At 52.0% G+C, this 16189-nt stretch carries 15 protein-coding genes; 3 read left to right on the top strand and 12 right to left on the bottom strand.

Annotated elements, in window-relative coordinates; all coding sequences use genetic code 11:
• A complete protein-coding gene (locus tag AC0YNV_RS05305; protein WP_475766438.1) occupies positions 1–1215 on the top strand; it encodes an ROK family transcriptional regulator in 1215 nt (404 codons plus the stop codon).
• A gap of 190 nt (positions 1216–1405) precedes the next feature.
• On the opposite strand, the gene AC0YNV_RS05300 is transcribed toward AC0YNV_RS05305, so the two are convergent.
• The 11 genes from AC0YNV_RS05300 to AC0YNV_RS05250 all read right to left on the bottom strand — a co-directional run bounded on the left by AC0YNV_RS05300 (position 1406) and on the right by AC0YNV_RS05250 (position 13674).
• Positions 1406–2470, bottom strand: coding sequence for a Gfo/Idh/MocA family protein (locus AC0YNV_RS05300; protein ID WP_475766436.1), 1065 nt, complete (start codon positions 2468–2470; stop codon positions 1406–1408).
• 66 nt (positions 2471–2536) lie between these two features.
• Entirely contained in the window at positions 2537–4744 is a 2208-nt protein-coding gene (locus tag AC0YNV_RS05295) for a helix-turn-helix domain-containing protein (protein ID WP_475766434.1), read from the bottom strand.
• 76 nt (positions 4745–4820) lie between these two features.
• On the bottom strand, positions 4821–6440 hold the full coding sequence (locus tag AC0YNV_RS05290; protein WP_475766432.1) for a type 2 periplasmic-binding domain-containing protein: 1620 nt from the start codon (positions 6438–6440) through the stop codon (positions 4821–4823).
• Positions 6441–6463: 23 nt separating this feature from the next.
• The gene (locus tag AC0YNV_RS05285; protein WP_475766430.1) at positions 6464–7360 is read right to left on the bottom strand and encodes a carbohydrate ABC transporter permease; all 897 of its coding nucleotides are present in this window, start codon (positions 7358–7360) and stop codon (positions 6464–6466) included.
• Positions 7361–7381: 21 nt separating this feature from the next.
• Positions 7382–8341: an ABC transporter permease gene (locus AC0YNV_RS05280; protein ID WP_475766428.1), complete on the bottom strand. Its 960-nt coding sequence runs from the start codon at positions 8339–8341 to the stop codon at positions 7382–7384.
• A gap of 39 nt (positions 8342–8380) precedes the next feature.
• A complete protein-coding gene (locus tag AC0YNV_RS05275) occupies positions 8381–9184 on the bottom strand; it encodes a sugar phosphate isomerase/epimerase family protein (RefSeq protein WP_475766427.1) in 804 nt (267 codons plus the stop codon).
• Between the two features lies 1 nt (position 9185).
• Positions 9186–10082: a sugar phosphate isomerase/epimerase family protein gene (locus AC0YNV_RS05270; RefSeq protein WP_475766425.1), complete on the bottom strand. Its 897-nt coding sequence runs from the start codon at positions 10080–10082 to the stop codon at positions 9186–9188.
• A 20-nt stretch (positions 10083–10102) separates the two neighbouring features.
• The gene (locus tag AC0YNV_RS05265; protein ID WP_475766423.1) at positions 10103–10906 is read right to left on the bottom strand and encodes an alpha/beta fold hydrolase; all 804 of its coding nucleotides are present in this window, start codon (positions 10904–10906) and stop codon (positions 10103–10105) included.
• Positions 10907–10912: 6 nt separating this feature from the next.
• Positions 10913–11764, bottom strand: coding sequence for a sugar phosphate isomerase/epimerase family protein (locus tag AC0YNV_RS05260; RefSeq protein WP_475766421.1), 852 nt, complete (start codon positions 11762–11764; stop codon positions 10913–10915).
• Positions 11765–11768: 4 nt separating this feature from the next.
• The gene (locus AC0YNV_RS05255) at positions 11769–12761 is read right to left on the bottom strand and encodes a zinc-dependent alcohol dehydrogenase (protein ID WP_475766420.1); all 993 of its coding nucleotides are present in this window, start codon (positions 12759–12761) and stop codon (positions 11769–11771) included.
• Positions 12762–12792: 31 nt separating this feature from the next.
• A complete protein-coding gene (locus AC0YNV_RS05250) occupies positions 12793–13674 on the bottom strand; it encodes a sugar phosphate isomerase/epimerase family protein (RefSeq protein ID WP_475766418.1) in 882 nt (293 codons plus the stop codon).
• A 384-nt stretch (positions 13675–14058) separates the two neighbouring features.
• Here AC0YNV_RS05250 and AC0YNV_RS05245 point away from each other — a divergent pair, with 384 nt between their 5' ends.
• The gene (locus AC0YNV_RS05245; RefSeq protein WP_475766417.1) at positions 14059–14766 is read left to right on the top strand and encodes a DUF421 domain-containing protein; all 708 of its coding nucleotides are present in this window, start codon (positions 14059–14061) and stop codon (positions 14764–14766) included.
• 128 nt (positions 14767–14894) lie between these two features.
• Positions 14895–15275, top strand: a complete 381-nt coding sequence (locus AC0YNV_RS05240; RefSeq protein ID WP_475766415.1) for a LysM peptidoglycan-binding domain-containing protein — start codon at positions 14895–14897, stop codon at positions 15273–15275.
• A gap of 90 nt (positions 15276–15365) precedes the next feature.
• Here the strand turns inward: AC0YNV_RS05240 and AC0YNV_RS05235 are convergent, their stop codons facing one another.
• Positions 15366–16142, bottom strand: coding sequence for a phytanoyl-CoA dioxygenase family protein (locus tag AC0YNV_RS05235; RefSeq protein WP_475766414.1), 777 nt, complete (start codon positions 16140–16142; stop codon positions 15366–15368).
• Positions 16143–16189 lie beyond the last annotated feature (47 nt).

The raw sequence follows: 16189 nt of genomic DNA, 5'->3' as shown, positions 1-16189 counted from the left end.
TTGAAGAAAATCCGAACGGGCGATTTAAAACTAATTCAGGAATTGAATCGCTTTATTATCCTGAATATGATTCGGGAGCATGGCCCGATCTCGAGAAGCGAGATTGCCAAACGTAATAAGATCAGCCCGACTACCGTTGCTTCGGCAGTTCAGGAGCTGATCAAGGAAGGCTTCGTGAACGAGATTGGCGTCGGCGTGTCCAACGGAGGGAGAAAACCAATTCTTCTCACCTTCTCGCCGGACAATCATTTTATGATATGCGTATCGATTGCGAACTCGCAAATTGAGGTTGCCAAGATGAATCTGGCCTTCAAAATCATCGAAAAACAAACGATGCCAAGCCGGGAGCTTCAAGGTGATAAGGTGATCTCGGCAATGCATGAAATGATTGACCGAGTAATCGCAAACATCCCCGATATGCAAAAATGCATTGGTCTTTCTGTCGTTACACCAGGCATTGTCGACAAGGGTGCTGGAGTTATTCATTATAATGCTAAATTGAATCTGATGAACGTTCATCTTAAAGCCTCTCTGGAGGAACGTTACGGACTCAAGGTGTGGGTGGAGAATGACACAAATGCCACCGTGCTCGCGGAGAAAAAAACAGGAAAATATGGCGGAGCCCGTGACCTGTTGTATATAACCATCGGTGATGGTGTCGGTGCTGGTATTATTCTTAATGATACTTTGCTTAGCGGAGCGCGCGGCGGCGCCGGGGAATTTGGTCATACCAGCGTGGACCGGAGCGGAATTCGATGCGAATGCGGCAATGTCGGCTGCCTTGAGAATTACGTGAGCTGGCCCGCTGTATACTGGAGGATCGTGACGTCGATATCAAGGGGGAGGGCAACGTCAATGATGGAGATGGCAGGCGGCGACCGCAATGCCATTACACCTGTCATCTTCAATCAGGCGCTTGATGCCGGGGATGCTCTGGCGTCCGATATCGCAGACGAAATCACGGGTTATTTGGGTGCAGGTATCGTTAATCTCGTTAACCTGCTCAACCCCGAGGTAATCATTACCGGCGGCGAGCTGATCGATAATTCCGGCGTCCTGTTCGAAAAGCTCAAGGCCTATGTATCCAAGCACGCGCTTTATGCACTTTCGGACAAGCTTCAAATCTGCACCTCTTCCCTCGGCCAGGAAGCCAAGCTGATTGCTGCTGCCTCCGTTCTTCTGCAGGATGTGTTTCATTTTTCACTCGCAGAGTAAACAAGGAAGATTGCCAAAGGTTGGTTCAGCAGTCTTCCTTGTTTGCAGACAATGATATTCTACCCCCAGGCTGCCACGGCAGCCTGTTTCCCGATTAAGAATCCTGAATCCTGATTGTTTATAACGCCAGGCCGCTATATGCAAAAATTTGGTCGTGAGCTCCCGCAGTCGATACAGATCCAGAGGGCTCTCACAGCAATCTTCCGTCCCGGCCGCCGCCTGTTCCTGAATAAGGGATTCCCGCTTCCCAATCGCGGGCGCCAGCCGGAACTTCAAAGTCATCGACGGGGAACGAGACCCGGCATCCGGTCCGGGCGGACAGATATGCCCCTTCGACGATTTCCAGCGCGGCCAGCGAGCTGTCCGCCAAGGTGTAATCGGACTTGCCTGCAGCGATCAAATCCGCCATATTCTCCAGGTGAAGCTGATGTCCCGTTACCGGAAACTCGTAGGGCTCAATCAGCTCCCCGGCAGGATGTTCATGGTTGAGCAGCCAATAGCCGTTTTCCCAGCCCCAGAATTCGATCAGTCCATGCGTACCGACAAGCCGGAACAACGTTTCTTTGCCTTCACGGGCCACGAGCACATCATCGCCTGTGTTCATCACAACACGGATGCCGCTGCGCGTCTGCGCATAAGTAATTGCAGCTGTCTCCACCTGCATGCCGTCCCGGTAAGTGCGGGTGGAGGTGTCGCATTGGCCCATCACCCAGTCCAGCGGCTCGTTGCCAGTCAGCTTGACGAAGAAATTGAGCCAATGGATTCCAGCGTTGATAATATCCCATTTGGCATTCTGGATTTCCACCAGCTTGAGGGTTCCGATCTCCCCTTTCTGCACCCGCTCGATAATCGCAACTGGCGTCGCCTTCGCCAGCAGTCCATGCGGCACCGCGACAGGAAGTCCCCGGGACTTGATCGCCTCGAGAATCCGGCGGCCCGAAGCCGCCGTGTGTCCGAGCGGCTTTTCTACCAGAATCCCTCTTAATGGCAGCATGGACAGCGCATCCATCGCAACCTCTTCATGGGAGGGCGGGAATGTGCTGACACAGACGATATCCGTTTTGCATGCTTCGAACATCTCCTTATGATTCTTGAACGTAAGAATTCCCGGATACTTCTCCTTCAACCGCTCGCAGACATCCGGCCTCAGATCGGCCGCCGCCTTGAGCTCGAAGCTGTCCGACGATTCCAGCGCCTTCATACTCAGCTGTCCGCCCTGCCCCCCTCCGACAACAGACGCAGTTAATTTATTCATGTTTGTCCTGCTCCCTTCCCAATTACCAGATTGGTATCATCCATTTCTAAAAAATCAGAACCTCCGCTATTGCTCCTTCTGTTTACGGTAATCACCCGGCGACACCGATGTCACTTTTTTGAAAGCCCGCGTAAAGGAAATGACGCTCTGATAGCCGGCTTTTCCCGCGATGGACTGGATCGGGTCGGGCGTAGTCCGAAGCAGCTGCTTGGCATATTCAATCCGCAGCCGGATCAAGAAATCCATGAAGCCTTCACCGAACTTTTCTTTAAACAATTGGCTGAGATATTTCGGATTCAAGCCGAACTCTTCTTTCAGACGCTCAAGAGAAAGATCGGGATTGGTGAAATTCATTTCTATATATACCCGCATCTCCAGCAGAAGATGATGATGATTGTTCGCGCTGTGGGCGCTGCCAATCTTCTCTCCGATTTCATATAATATACTGAAGAACGGAAGCTGGATATCCTGCAGCGTCTCTGCAGTATCGAGTACATCCGTGAGGAGCGGCATCCCCTTGTCTCTCCATGGCTTCTGATATTCCGGAGCAAGCTCGCTGATTGTTCTGTCCAGCTGGAAAATCAGATAGTTCAGCAGGCTGATCACATCATCCGCCGACAAGTGATCGGAATGGAAATCATCAAAAAGCTGCTTGAAGGTCTGACCCCATCCGGCCGCGCCAATTCGAAAGTCCTGGGCCAGCGAGCGGATCGGCTGCAAATAGGTGAACAGCTCGGCACCCTGCCTGACATTCGTTTCCGCAAGCAGAATGACCGTGCCCAGCCCTCTGAAAAATTTGGTTTTGAGCGCCTGAAGCGCTTCCTGGTACGATTCCGCGATTTGATCATGATGACTCACCATAGCGCCCATGCCTACCGTAACGGTTAAGGGCAGATGATGGGTCACCCACTCGAGGAATTCCCCGCAGGCCTGCCGGGTTCTCTCCGTGCCCGCATGCTCGGACTGGAGCACAATGCAGATCAGCCTTTTGCCGGATACCCATTCACTCCAGCAGGACAAGGAATAATTATGGAAGATCTCGGTGGCGCTGTTATGAATGGCGTATTTAAACAGAAATTGATCCCTTTTGGTAAAGCTGCGGTTGAATACGGCATAGTTGTCGATCTCAATGGCGAGCACCTGGGCTCCCTGTAGCGCCTCCGGCAGATTGTACTTGGCCATCTCGTCAGCCCATTCGTCTTCACGGATGTGGCGGATCCCTTCAATCACTTCATATAGAAAATGTTTTTTGCGGAGTGTAATCTCTTCTTCCTGCTGCTTCTCCATTATTGTGGAACGTTTCTTTAAATCTTCAATGGCGGATTCGATAAGCATAAACTCATTGGTTCCTGTTTTGATCGGCTTGCCGGTGCCAAGAGATTGGATTTGGGATACGACATTCTCCAGCGGCCGGTAATTGCGCCGGGTTACATAGACAATCGCAACGAGGCCCAGAATGACTGTAATCGCACCCAGGATAATCCAGAATTTCGATGCCTCGAAAGCAAATTTGCTGAAAGCGCCGTTCACCAATCCGCTGCGGAATGTCCAATTCAGATAGTCGGACCTGGTTTCCGACAACATCTGGTGATCATTCAGATTGCCGCCATTCCCAAGGATGTCCGTATCGTCGGCGCCTGTGACGGACACGAAGCTGACCTCTGGGTTATAGGTTTGCTCCACCAGCGAGCGGAGCGTATCCACCTTCACATTGGCGACGACGAGACAACGCTCTCCAAGAGGAGTAAAATAGCTTCTTGCCAGTGTAACCATATTTTTCGGCGTGGATTGGGCAAACTCCTGGTAGCTGTGGGGAGATGTCCATTTCATGGAGCCTGTGGACTGCTCCATCTCACGAATGTACTCGTTTTCCGGGAAGTCGTCCTCACTGAACATATATCGCTCCGTCAGAACGATTTCATCCTGGGAGCGGACCAGATAAATCGAATCAACAAGGGGATTCTGCCTTTTGAACGTCTCGATTTCTTTGAGCATTTCCTTATTCAGTACCACGTTCTGCTTGCTCTTCGCCTGAAAGAACTGATTCAATACCTTATTGTTGAGCGTAAAGTCAACAAGCGCATAATCGATTCCATTGAGCGAATTCTCGACTTTATTCATCGCCAGCAGATTCAACACATGGTTCGCCTTTACTGCATCCCTCTTCGATTGCGCGCCCAGTTCCTGAAAAAAGATAAAAAACAGGAAGGATGAGATGAAGAGAAGGATCGGCAAATACGATAAGAGCATGCGGTAATACCAGGGTCGTTTCATCGGCGCACCTCATAAGGGAATGAATGCGGATAACGAGTCTGCCGCGCGGCAGACCCGTTATCTCTATTTTTTGCTGTTATGATTTATACTGCTCATCGTAAGCTTTTTGATTGGCCTCGATATATTTCACCAGTCCGAGACCATCGAAGCCTTTCACGTAGTCATCCCAGCTTTTATCCAGATCCTTATTGCCCGTAATAAATTGAAGCGCATTCGTGCTGATATAGCTCATGATATCGGTCTTCATCTGTGCAATATTCTGCGCTTCCTCAGGATTGTACCAAATCGCTTGCGGGAAGGTCTCCTTCGGCTTGAACGGCACGAGCTTGTCGGTCTGAAGGGCGAGATATTTCTCGAAACCGTCCGGTTTGGTGATATCCTGCCCCTGAACGTTGGCATTAAAGAGCTCGGCCGGCGTATACTTCAAGTTGTTATCCCAGGTTACGCTGCGTTTATCCTTGCGCGTGTAAGCCTCGATTCCTTGATAAATGGCGGGGTTTCCGTCAATTCCCTTCTCATCCGGCTTGGCGTCGAACCAGCCGATATCCTTGGGACCATACATGGAATCAAGCGCGCCTTCCTGCGAGAAGAAGTAATCCACGATTTTGATGGCGGCAATCTGCTGCTCTTCACTGGCAATATTCGTGACCGCAAATTGCGCGTCGCCGACACTTCCGCCAAAATAACCGGTGAGCTGTACGCCGCCCGGCCCCTTGATCGGCGGAACGACTTCATACTGCGTCCATCTGGCGTCATCCGTAATGGTTGGAACGCAGCATCCGCCGGTGAAAGCGCCTACAATTATCGTGTCGGGGTTGTCAGTCACCTTCTGCAGGCCTTCCAAATTCTGCGTATATGCTTGCGGGTCAATCAAACCTTCCTGGTAAAGCTTCCTGACATAGGCCAAGCCTTCTTTCCATTCCGGCTTGTTGGCGGAGATATCCACAACTCCATTATTGAGGGTCAGGAAGGTCTCATCCGTCGCATAGATGAACGCATTCATCAGGTAATAGGTAGGCTCGCCATGCCACCACTTCGTGGCGCCGGTAAGCGGAATTTCATCCTTAAGCCCATTGCCGTTGGGGTCCTTCTCTTGAAACGCTTTCAATACCTTGTACAGCTCATCGGTCGTCGTCGGCATTTGCAGATTCAGTTTCTGAAGCCACTCTTTATTGATATACATTTTCTGCGAGTAATCGCAGTGGTAGCATTCCTCGAGTCCCGGCAAAGCATAGATATTTCCATCCGGAGCGGTCACGCCCTTAAGCAGATAAGGGGATTTCTCGAATGCGGCCTGGATGTTCGGTCCATACTGCTCAATCAGCTTGTTTAACGGAAGCAGGATTCCGCTTTGGCCATACTTGATTTGATCGTTCTGGTTAAATTGGCCTCCGAAGAAAATCGGCGGGTAGTTGCCGCTGGCCAGCAGCACATTTTGCTTCTCGAGCACCGCATCGGCCGGCGCAAGGGTCCATTTGATATCCACATTGAATTTTTCCGCAATCAGCTTCGTCAAGTCATTATCATCATAATCCTGAATGGCGGAAGACTGCAATGTAAATGCGGGAAGCGAAATCCTGCCCTCTGCAGAAGCCGGAGTATTGCCTCCTGTGTCCTCGCCGGTGCCGGCTCCTGAATTTGAGCATGCGCTTAAGACCAGTATGGCAGCCAGTAACAATCCGAATATTTTGGTCATGAACTGTAACCCTCCCTCTCGAATTAACCTTTCAAAGAGCCGATCATCATGCCTTTGACGAAATATTTCTGGATAAACGGATAGAAGATCAGGACAGGCAGGCTTGCCACTACAATCAGCGCATATTTAAGCAGTGCCGCGATCTCCTGCAGAGCCATCATGCGTTCGGGATCAGCCATTATCTTCCCGGGCTGCGTGTTCAGAATCAGAATATTCCGCAGAATCAGCTGGAGCGGAAACAAATGATCCGAATTCAGATAGATCATCGCATCGAAATAGGCGTTCCAGTTATTTACCCCGTAAATCAGGACGAGCACAGCAAGAATGGGCTTCGCAAGAGGCAGCACAATGCGCCAGAATATCCCGATTTCACTGCATCCATCCAGTTCAGCGGCTTCATATAGTTCATCCGGAACGCTCGTCTGGAAGAAAGTCCGGGCGACGATAACCTGGAATACCGCAAGCGCTCCTGGAAGAATAAGCGCCCATCTCGTATCGAGTATGCCAAGTGACTTGACAACCAAGTACGTCGGGATAAGGCCGCCGCCGAAAAACATGGTGAATACCAGCAAGCCCGTGATCAGCCCCCTTCCATAAAGCTGCTTGCGGGCGAGCGGATAAGCGACCATGACGGTCAGGGAAACCTGAAACAGCAAACCGGCTATGGTGTAAAAAATAGAATTCAGATAACCCGTCAGCAGCTGTGAGCTTGCAAAGATCGCTTTGTACGCGGCAAGTGTGGGCTCGACCGGGAAAATGGAGACCCTTCCGGCAACAACCGCATTGGAATCGCTGAACGATGAGCTGAGAACATTGAGCAGCGGATAAGCAACAATAATCAGAATCAGAATCAACACGGCATAGATCAATCCCAGAAAGATCCGGTCAGACGGGCTTTCCTTGATTTTAATGCCAGACATCGATGCGCCTCCCTTCACCATCTACCATAAACTGTGCTCCGAGAACCGCCGGGCGATCCAGTTAACCAGAATAAGAAGAATGAATGTAATGACCGAGTTGAATACGCCGATTGCCGTGGAATAGCTGTAATTGGCATTCATTAATCCTACTTTGTAGACGTAGGTTGCGATTACTTCCGAGCCTGGAAGATTAAGCGAATTTTGCAGCAGATATGTCTTCTCGAAACCGACATTCAGCACATCCCCCGTACTGAGAATCAGGAGGACGATGATCGCCGGCATGATCCCCGGAATATCCACATGAAGCATTTTTTTGAAACGCGACGCCCCATCCACTCTCGCCGCCTCATACAGATCGGGATTGATGCCCGATAGTGCCGCCAGGTAGATAATGGAGGCATAGCCCATATGCTGCCACATATCCGTGAGGGCATAGACATATTTGAAATCCTGGGCCAGCCCCAAATAATTGACGGCCTGCATGCCAAGCAGCTTGAACAGCTTGCCGATCTCTCCCGTTGGCGCAAGGAAGAGCAGAATCATGCCGGACATGACGACTGTTGAGATAAAATGGGGGGCATAGGTGACCATTTGAACGGTTTTCTTAAAAAAACCGGTCCGGATTTCATTCAGAAATAAGGCCAGGATAATCGGTGCCGGAAAATTGAACAGCAAGGTGACCAGGCTGATCTGCAGGGTGTTCCTGAGAATCGGCCAGAAATTGGGGGAACCAAAGAACTGTTGAAAGTGCTGCAGCCCTACCCAATCGCTCCCCCACATCCCCTTGGCGATATTGTAATTTTTGAAAGCGATCTGTACACCCAGCATGGGAATATATTTGAAGATGATAATGTAAGCCAGCGGCAAAAGCACAAGCAGATATAGCTGCCAGTACCTCGCAAGCCTTTTCTGGATCAGATTTGTCTTCCCGGTGCCAGGGTTAATGGCGGTGATGCCGGCATGGTCCGCATTTGCTGCCATCGCTGCTCCTCCTCTCGAAGAATTTCTTGTGCGGCCTGCCTAGCGAAGCGCCTCTTGCATATATCTTCCATTCTGGACAGCAGCCCTGTCCGGATCTGCTTCCGCCTGTTCGGATTCTTCTTCAACCATAATCCAGCCGTCATACCCGCTCTCTCTCAGGAAAGTCGTGATTCCGGGATGGTCAATAACGCCCTCTCCCATAGCCCGCCACTGCCTGCCCAGGGAAATATCCTTGAAATGCACATGGCGGATCAGAGAAGCATGTGCGCGGAATACGTCCAATACCTCCATTCCGCCATTGGCAATATGACCGGAATCCGGACAATATCCCACATAGCGGGTATCCAGGCCGGCAAACATGACCGCATAATCCGCTTCCGTGAGAAAGACCGAACCGGGCGGAGAATTGGGATGGAACGCGCAGATAATTCCTCTGCCGCTGGCCCGTTTGGCTACAGCGTTGACGCACTGGAGCGCATTATGGCGCCGTTCGTCGAGGTTGGAGCGGTCAGAGCCGGGAAGCTGAACGAGAATGAGCTTGGCCTGCGGAAAATGGTCCAAATAATTAAGCAGCCGCTCCGCCTCCGCTGTTTCCTCCTCCGTCTCTTCGGGGTGAAGCCAGGGAAGCGCCAGCGTGAGAGCCGCGAGTTTAAGCCCTCTATTCCCCAATGCCTCTTGAAGCAGCCCCGGATCCTCATAGAAGGAACCGAGCATACAGACCTCCGCTTCGACTCCGCTGAAGCCGGATTTCTGGATGGTATCCAAAATCTCGGCAAATGAATTCTTGTATCTGTCATACGACATTTGCCAGGTATAGGTCTGGCATCCGAACTGAACCGGCATCTTATCCCGCCTCCCTGATACGTTCCCGGATGAAGGCTATTGCCTGCCTTCCCCACTCTTCCACTTCCGCATTAAAGCAAAAGTCCACGCACCACCATTCCATAGTCTCAATGGCAGGCTTCAGCTCAGCGAGGATTTCGGGGAAGTCGATCAGGCCCGCGCCGAAGGCGGCATGCGTACTGGTCTCATCGTCATGCAGAGTGCCGTCCGAGTCGATCAGGTGAAAATGTCCGATATGGCCTTTCAATAACCGGGCATATTCGGCTATCCCGCCGGGAAGAAGCTCCTTCGCTCCAGCGTGCCTGGCTCCAACTGTGCCGCTCATATAAGCATGACTCGTGTCAAACAGGACCTTGAAGGCCGGGTGATCCACCGTCTCCACCAGCCGCCTGACTTCGCTTGGCTTGTTCAACCAGAAGCCGGGCTCGAATTCCCAGACGATCCGCATGCCCGCTTCCTCTGCCAGTGCCCCAGAATCACGCCATGTCACGGCAAGCCGGTGAAACCGTTCCTCATATTCCCGCTCGTCAAGATGACCGGGAGGGCTGACCGTATCGACCCGGATGGTCGAAATCCCCAAATCGCCGGAGAAATCAATATAGCTCTTCAAACGCTCAAGGTACGACTCTTTCGAGACAAGCGCCGGGGGGACCTTGGTGAAATCAGGCGCATAGCCGGAGATACCCAATCCGCGAGCTTCGATTTCATCGAGCAGTTCAAGCCGGCTCCCTCGGGTGGGGTGACTCGCAGGTGTCGGATGGGGAGCGAAGCCGTTGATTTCCACGCCGTCGAAGCCGGCTTCTCGGGCATACTGCAGAATTCTGCTGAACGGCCAGGGCGACGACGCGAACGGTCCGAACGCGAATGCCCACGAGCCGATTGATAGTTTAGGATGCAAGAGCTTAACCTCCTTTGCCGTTATTCTTTGTGCTTGAGAAGAAATGCCAGCGTGGTCCGGTTGAATTCGTCCAGCTTCTCCCAGTGGTGGGTGTGGCCGGCGCCTGCGAATACGGCGAGCTCGGCGCCGGGAATGCCCGATGCAATCGCTGCGGAATAATGAAGCGGTGTGAACAGGTCGATATCGCCCGAAGTGACCAGCACAGGAGCCTCAATCGCATGCAGGCGGTCCCGGGTGTCGTGGGCGATACAAGCGTCGCATTGGGCCTGAAACGAGTGAAGCGGCATGGGATTGGGATCGGACAAGCCCGCTTTCTCTCTTTGCAGCAGGTCGTCAAGCCTGTTAGTATGCCAATCAGGCGTAAAGATCCAAAGCTGCAGCAGACGATTGAAAGCGACCGGATCGCAAGCGGCCCGAAGCGAGCGGAATGCTTCGAAGATCCGTTTGGTGTAGACGTCGCAACGGTCCCAAGATGCAATAAGCGTAAGCGAGCGAATTCTGCCAGGCTCGAGCAGAGCCAGTTCCTGGGCAATTCCGCTGCCCATCGAGATGCCGGATACATGCGCTTTCCCGATCTGCAGCGCCTTCATCAGTCCGGCGGTATCCTCCGCCATCATCCGGGTACTGTATGGACCTTCCGGCTTGCCGGACCGGCCTGCCCCGCGGTTATCCACGAGGATGCAGCGGAAATGGCGTTCGTAAGCCTTCACATGATCCTCCCAGGCTGATCCGTCCGCACCCAGGCCCATCAGCAGAATCAGCGGCTCGCCGCTTCCCCGCTCCTCGTAATGCATATCGATGCCTTTCGTTCTCACGCTGGGCATAACCGCTCACCTCGCTTTCAATTGATTGCGGATAAAGTCAATTCCGAGTCTTGCCGCGTCATCGTTATGCTCGGAGAAGGAGCGCCACAGATGCAGTCTGGAGATCAATCCGGGCACGATCATCCCGAATGCTTCAATCGTCAGCCAGCCATCATATCCAATCTGTTCAAGCGCCTGGAAGACCTCCGGTCTGATGGCATGACCGCTCCCGGGTACACCGCGGTTGTTCTCCGATATATGGACATGTTTGATCGACGGCCCCGTGTTTCGCCAGGCTCCGGCTACGTCATTCTCTTCAATATTGCCGTGATGGGTATCCGCCAGCAAGCCTACATTCGGAAGACCCACCTCACGGACGAACCGGGCTCCCTCCGCCATTGTATTGACCAGATACATTTCAAAACGGTTAAGCGGCTCCAAGGCTAGCGTAATCCCAAGGGAATCGGCATACTCGCCGGCTTCCCGCAGCGTCTCCACTGCGAAGCCCCATTCGTCCTTCTCCGGAGCGCGACCGGTAAAGCGTCCGAGCCCCTGAAACAAAGGACCGCACATCAAATCCGCACCGGCGGCTTTCGTATGATCAATGCTTCGCTTCAAGGTATCCACAGCGGCCTGCCTGAGCGGCGCAGCCCGGCTTGCCGGATCGGCCTCAGCCGCATCCAGAGCGGAGATCGTGGTCCGCTTCAAGTCCAGCTCATCCAGCGCTGCACCTAATGCGATGGCGGTCTCATCAGTCAATCCGTCGACCGGAATTTCGACGCCGTCGAAGCCCCAATGCTTGATTTGGCGAAATAATGCGGCATGCCGGACCGCATCGGGTGAATCTGTCCACAGCAGCAAATTGACGCCGATTTTCATCGAATCACTCCCAGGGCTTCAGGATGATTTTGCCGTTAAGCTGGGAAGCCGACACTTCGAAGGCTTCCTGGATATTGCTCATCGGAATGACATGGGTAATGAACGTATCCAGCAGCGGCGAGTTTTGAATCACCTGCATGATTTTCGGGAAATGATTGATGTTGTAGTGCCAGGAGCCCGTTAGGGAAATGCCTTTGCGAATCAGGTCGGGGCTGATCCGGATCGGGGTCTCCGCCCCGCACTCCCCGACGAAGCAGACCTGGCCCATTCTCTTGACGGCGTCGATCTGGAGACGGTGCGCCGCGACAACGCCGGAGCATTCAATTCCACAGTCAGGCCCTCTGCCGCCGGTTAACGCTTTAATCTTCTGCACAGCTTCAGGATCGCGCGGATCGATAATGTGATCGACGCCAAGTTCTCTGGCCAGATTGATCCGGTATTCCTGCATTTCAATGGCAATGGCGGTCGCCCCGCGGTACTTGGCGTTCAGGACAGAACCCAGGCCTACCGGACCAAGCCCCGTTATCAATACCGTTGTGAAGGCATCGACCCCCATGCGCTCGAACGCGCCGTGAGACGGCCCCAGCCCGCAGCAGGCGAGACTTGCCTTTTCATAAGAAACGCCGTCCGGGATTTTGGGCAGCAGCGCGGAAGGCTTGGCGATAAACTGGCTCATGGTTGCCGCATGGACATCCAGATTATGCTCACAATGAATGTAATCCCCCTGCACGCAAAGCCCGCATTCTCCGCATGGATACTGCGGCATGACGACGACACGGTCGCCCGGCTTCACCGTACTCCCCGGAGCTGCCTGAACGACCTCGCCCGCTGCTTCGTGGCCAAGACAATCGCTCTCATGCCCGTGAACGAAGCCCTTATATTCGGCGCACATCGGCGCGGCGTGAATTTTGACCAGCGCCCACCCCTCACGGAGCTCAGGCATTTCCTTATCCACCAGTACCGCTTGCCTTTCACTTATGATTGCCGCTTGTTTCATCTTTTCTCACTCCCCCTAATGTAGGACAGGTTCATACCGTGTTATGCGTTTGGCCGAAGAGCTCCCGCTTCTCCCTATGCTTGAATGTGAGTCCGAGCTGCTCTGCTTTGCCGAAAATATAATCCAGTGCAGTAGGGAGCTCATCTTCGCTTAAATGCTCGATCATGAGCGGCGGCTCCTGCGGCAGCCTGCTCAGCTGCGTTAAATACTCATCATAATCCAATGTCCCATTTCCCAAATACGTTTCTGTGATCTGAGTTGTGGCATGATGGACCAGATTGGTATCTTTGGCATGGCAGCTCACGATGTAAGGGCCGAGCTTTTCGAAGCATTCGCGGATAAAATCTCCATTGTAATAAACTCTTCTCGGATCGGAGGTCATATTAACCGGATCCAGATGAACGGCAAATGCGTCGCGGTTAATTTCTTTCATCATCCGCAAATACAGATCCGGATTATCCGGCAGAACGTAGGACTCCGTCTCCAGAACCAGCTTGGTCCGGCGCGGCTGCACTTCATCGATGATGCGCTGGATCACCCGAATGTTATGCTCAATGTTCGCCTCCGCAAAATTGTCCTTGTGGCTCATTACGCATCCCATATTGTTGTAGCTGCCCCCGTGCATGACACAGCAGACCGTTTCCATTTCCTCCGCCTGACGGAGGCGGGTCATGATTTCGGCAATGTTCTTCTCCTGCCTGGCAATATCGGGATCGGAAATATTGATGCAATACGCACCTAACTCCGCCAGCACGATATCCGCCTCTCTGAACGCCTGTTTGTACTCTTCCCGTTCGTTACCGTCTGCAATATAGCTGCAGTATGCGGCGGAATAGCCCAGCCGCTGGTGAATCTTCACAAGCCTGGCCGGATCTCTTTCTTCATGCTTGAAGATTGGACCGCCTAATCGCATTCGCTCATCCCCAGTCGTATATATCGTTGTAATCGCTTGCAGATTGAGTATAGTGGGAAGCTCCGCATAAAAACAATTATCAATTTTCTGTTTCGAATCTATTAGTCAAAACCTTGCCGCGCATGGCTTTCCCGAGGCAAACAAACCGATTTCCGCCGCTTAACAATTTGGCAAAAATATCCGTGGAGTTCTATCCGGTTCCGGCAGCTGCAGATCATGTAACGGATATGGAGGGCCCGATTTCTCTATAACGGTCAACGTATTACGTCCGTCGAGGTCTGAAACCAAGTGCAAGTGGAAATGTTGTATGTATGGTAGAGGTATCTGCGTCTACATTTTCGGTATCCGCAGCCTCTAAGAAGATTGTCAAGGAGTGAGCGGGAATTGCCGGCAAGCATTGAAGTTATTTTAAGAACCATCCTCACCGTTGTTATCGTCATCGTGATAGCCCGGGTCGTGGGAAAACAGGCCATATCCCAGATGGGCTCTTATGATTTTGCCTTTGTCATCATATTGGGATCGATTGCGGGCAACCTGGCCTTCAACCTCAAAATAGGCACATGGTATTTCGTTGTTTCCTTGGTCACATTTGGCGCAGCGTCCTTTCTGCTGTCATTATGGATCATTAAATCCCGCTCTGTTAGAAAGTGGATTTCCGGACAGCCGACCGTTGTCATTGAGCAAGGTAAAATTCTCGAACAAAATCTGAAAAAAATCTATTATTCATTGGACACATTGAACCAGGAATTAAGACTGAAGGACATCTTCAATATTGAGGAGGTGGAGTATGCGGTGCTTGAGTTGAACGGGGAGCTGTCCGTCCTGAAGAAGCCGGAATTCCGCCAGGTTGTCCAAAAGGATTTATCCCTTGCTCCACAGCCGACTGCAAACTTCCCCATTGAATTGATAATGGACGGGGAACTGATCGGTCAGAACCTGAAGGAGAATGACTTAAAGGCATGGCTGGATCAGGAGCTGAAGAAGCGTAAGCTGAAAATCCCCGATATTTTCTATGCCGTGAAGAGCTCAAGCGGAAATTTCTATTGGGATGTCTATCGGGACGGTATTAAGAATCCTGTTGATACAGAGTAGCCTAAGCATCCGGCTGCGGTTCCTGTAAGACTCGGCCCGAACAAGCCCAATTTTGAAGATATTGTCACGAATCGCTTCCAGGATAATATCTTATATAGTCAAATGACTATTTTTTGGAGGTTATCTTAATGGATCGTGGATTTTTTCCTGGTGGTGGTTTTGGTGGAGGTTTTGGCCGTCGTCCTTTCTTTCGTCCCTTTGCTCACCCTTTTTTCCCTGGTCGTTCCTTGTTTCCGTTCTTCTTCCTGTCTCCGTTCGTTTTTCCTTTCTTCAGGGACGGAAACCCGGATGACATGTTGTTCGCGCAGCATCAGGCTCAGCCTGGAGACACATTAGCCGCTGTCGGCCACAAATACAACATGCCTCACTCCATTATGGAGGAAGCCAACCCGCATATTACCAATCCTAACCAATTGAGGGCCGGCGAAATGGTGAATATCCCCCGTATCTCCCATATGGTTTGTCAGAAGACCTACAATGAGATGCCGACTCCCATGAATCAAGGCTAATATTCGGACCCGCTGAAAATGTCAAACAAGACCTTGCCGCCAAGTCTTGTTTGACATGATTCAGGGATCAGATGCACCAAGGCTCCGTTTCTAGCAATGCTCGCGGGGAACGAAACCGGTATAGACGGATTTACCGTCCTTGGCTATAAGCGGACCATTATTAAATACATGGCCTGTTTTCGGATTCTTCGCGCCGTCAACCGAGTATTGGATGACATAGGCTTTGCGGGTTGCGCTGCTGAGATTGGGCCTGCTGCGGTGGAACAACAGGGAATGGAACACTACCATGCTGCCCTTTTTCAACTCGACCGGTTCGCCCTCAATATCGCCATAGTAGCAAATCCAGCCGAGATCTGTTTTGATATGGGGCACAAACCCTTTCTTATGCGTACCCGGCTGTATCCAGATGCAGCCGTTCTCAATCGTCGCGTCATCGAGCGCAAGCCAGCAGGTTACATAATGAACGGGATCGGTCGGGACGTACCCGTTGTCCTGATGCCAGGGGAAATCTTTGTCGGCTTCCGGCCTTTTATATACGGATTGATCCCAGTACAGCTTCGTGTCAGGCCCGAGAATCGTTGTTGTAATATCGACGAACCGTTGATCAGCTGTGAAGCGCTGCAGCTCAGGGCGGAGAAAATTGATATTCCCATTAAAGTTGATCTTGCCTGCCACATTGATAAAGTCCTGCCCCTTCTCGAGCAGCGCCTTCTCCGATTCCGCATCGAGCTCATCGATAATGCCGCGGATCTCATCCATTTCATAACCGGAGAATAATTGGTCGAAAATGATAAAGCCTTTCTCCTCGTACTGCTTCATCTGCTTATCCGTAATGCTGACGGTCCTGCCTGGATCGACTGATGCCATTGCGCGCTCGCTCCCTTGTCATGGATAGAATTTGTTTCATGTCCTCA

This window comes from Paenibacillus sp. JT31N11 (genome assembly GCF_056269285.1).
This window is presented reverse-complemented; position numbering and strand designations above follow the sequence as displayed.

Bases quoted from the DNA above. Each gene is read 5' to 3' on its own strand.
- AC0YNV_RS05300 (WP_475766436.1), bottom strand. From the start codon at position 2,470: ATGAATAAATTAACTGCGTCTGTTGTCGGAGGGGGGCAGGGCGGACAG.
- AC0YNV_RS05295 (WP_475766434.1), bottom strand. From the start codon at position 4,744: ATGAAACGACCCTGGTATTACCGCATGCTCTTATCGTATTTGCCGATC.
- AC0YNV_RS05290 (WP_475766432.1), bottom strand. From the start codon at position 6,440: ATGACCAAAATATTCGGATTGTTACTGGCTGCCATACTGGTCTTAAGC.
- AC0YNV_RS05285 (WP_475766430.1), bottom strand. From the start codon at position 7,360: ATGTCTGGCATTAAAATCAAGGAAAGCCCGTCTGACCGGATCTTTCTG.
- AC0YNV_RS05280 (WP_475766428.1), bottom strand. From the start codon at position 8,341: ATGGCAGCAAATGCGGACCATGCCGGCATCACCGCCATTAACCCTGGC.
- AC0YNV_RS05275 (WP_475766427.1), bottom strand. From the start codon at position 9,184: ATGCCGGTTCAGTTCGGATGCCAGACCTATACCTGGCAAATGTCGTAT.
- AC0YNV_RS05265 (WP_475766423.1), bottom strand. From the start codon at position 10,906: ATGCCCAGCGTGAGAACGAAAGGCATCGATATGCATTACGAGGAGCGG.
- AC0YNV_RS05260 (WP_475766421.1), bottom strand. From the start codon at position 11,764: ATGAAAATCGGCGTCAATTTGCTGCTGTGGACAGATTCACCCGATGCG.
- AC0YNV_RS05255 (WP_475766420.1), bottom strand. From the start codon at position 12,761: ATGAAACAAGCGGCAATCATAAGTGAAAGGCAAGCGGTACTGGTGGAT.
- AC0YNV_RS05250 (WP_475766418.1), bottom strand. From the start codon at position 13,674: ATGCGATTAGGCGGTCCAATCTTCAAGCATGAAGAAAGAGATCCGGCC.
- AC0YNV_RS05240 (WP_475766415.1), top strand. From the start codon at position 14,895: ATGGATCGTGGATTTTTTCCTGGTGGTGGTTTTGGTGGAGGTTTTGGC.
- AC0YNV_RS05235 (WP_475766414.1), bottom strand. From the start codon at position 16,142: ATGGCATCAGTCGATCCAGGCAGGACCGTCAGCATTACGGATAAGCAG.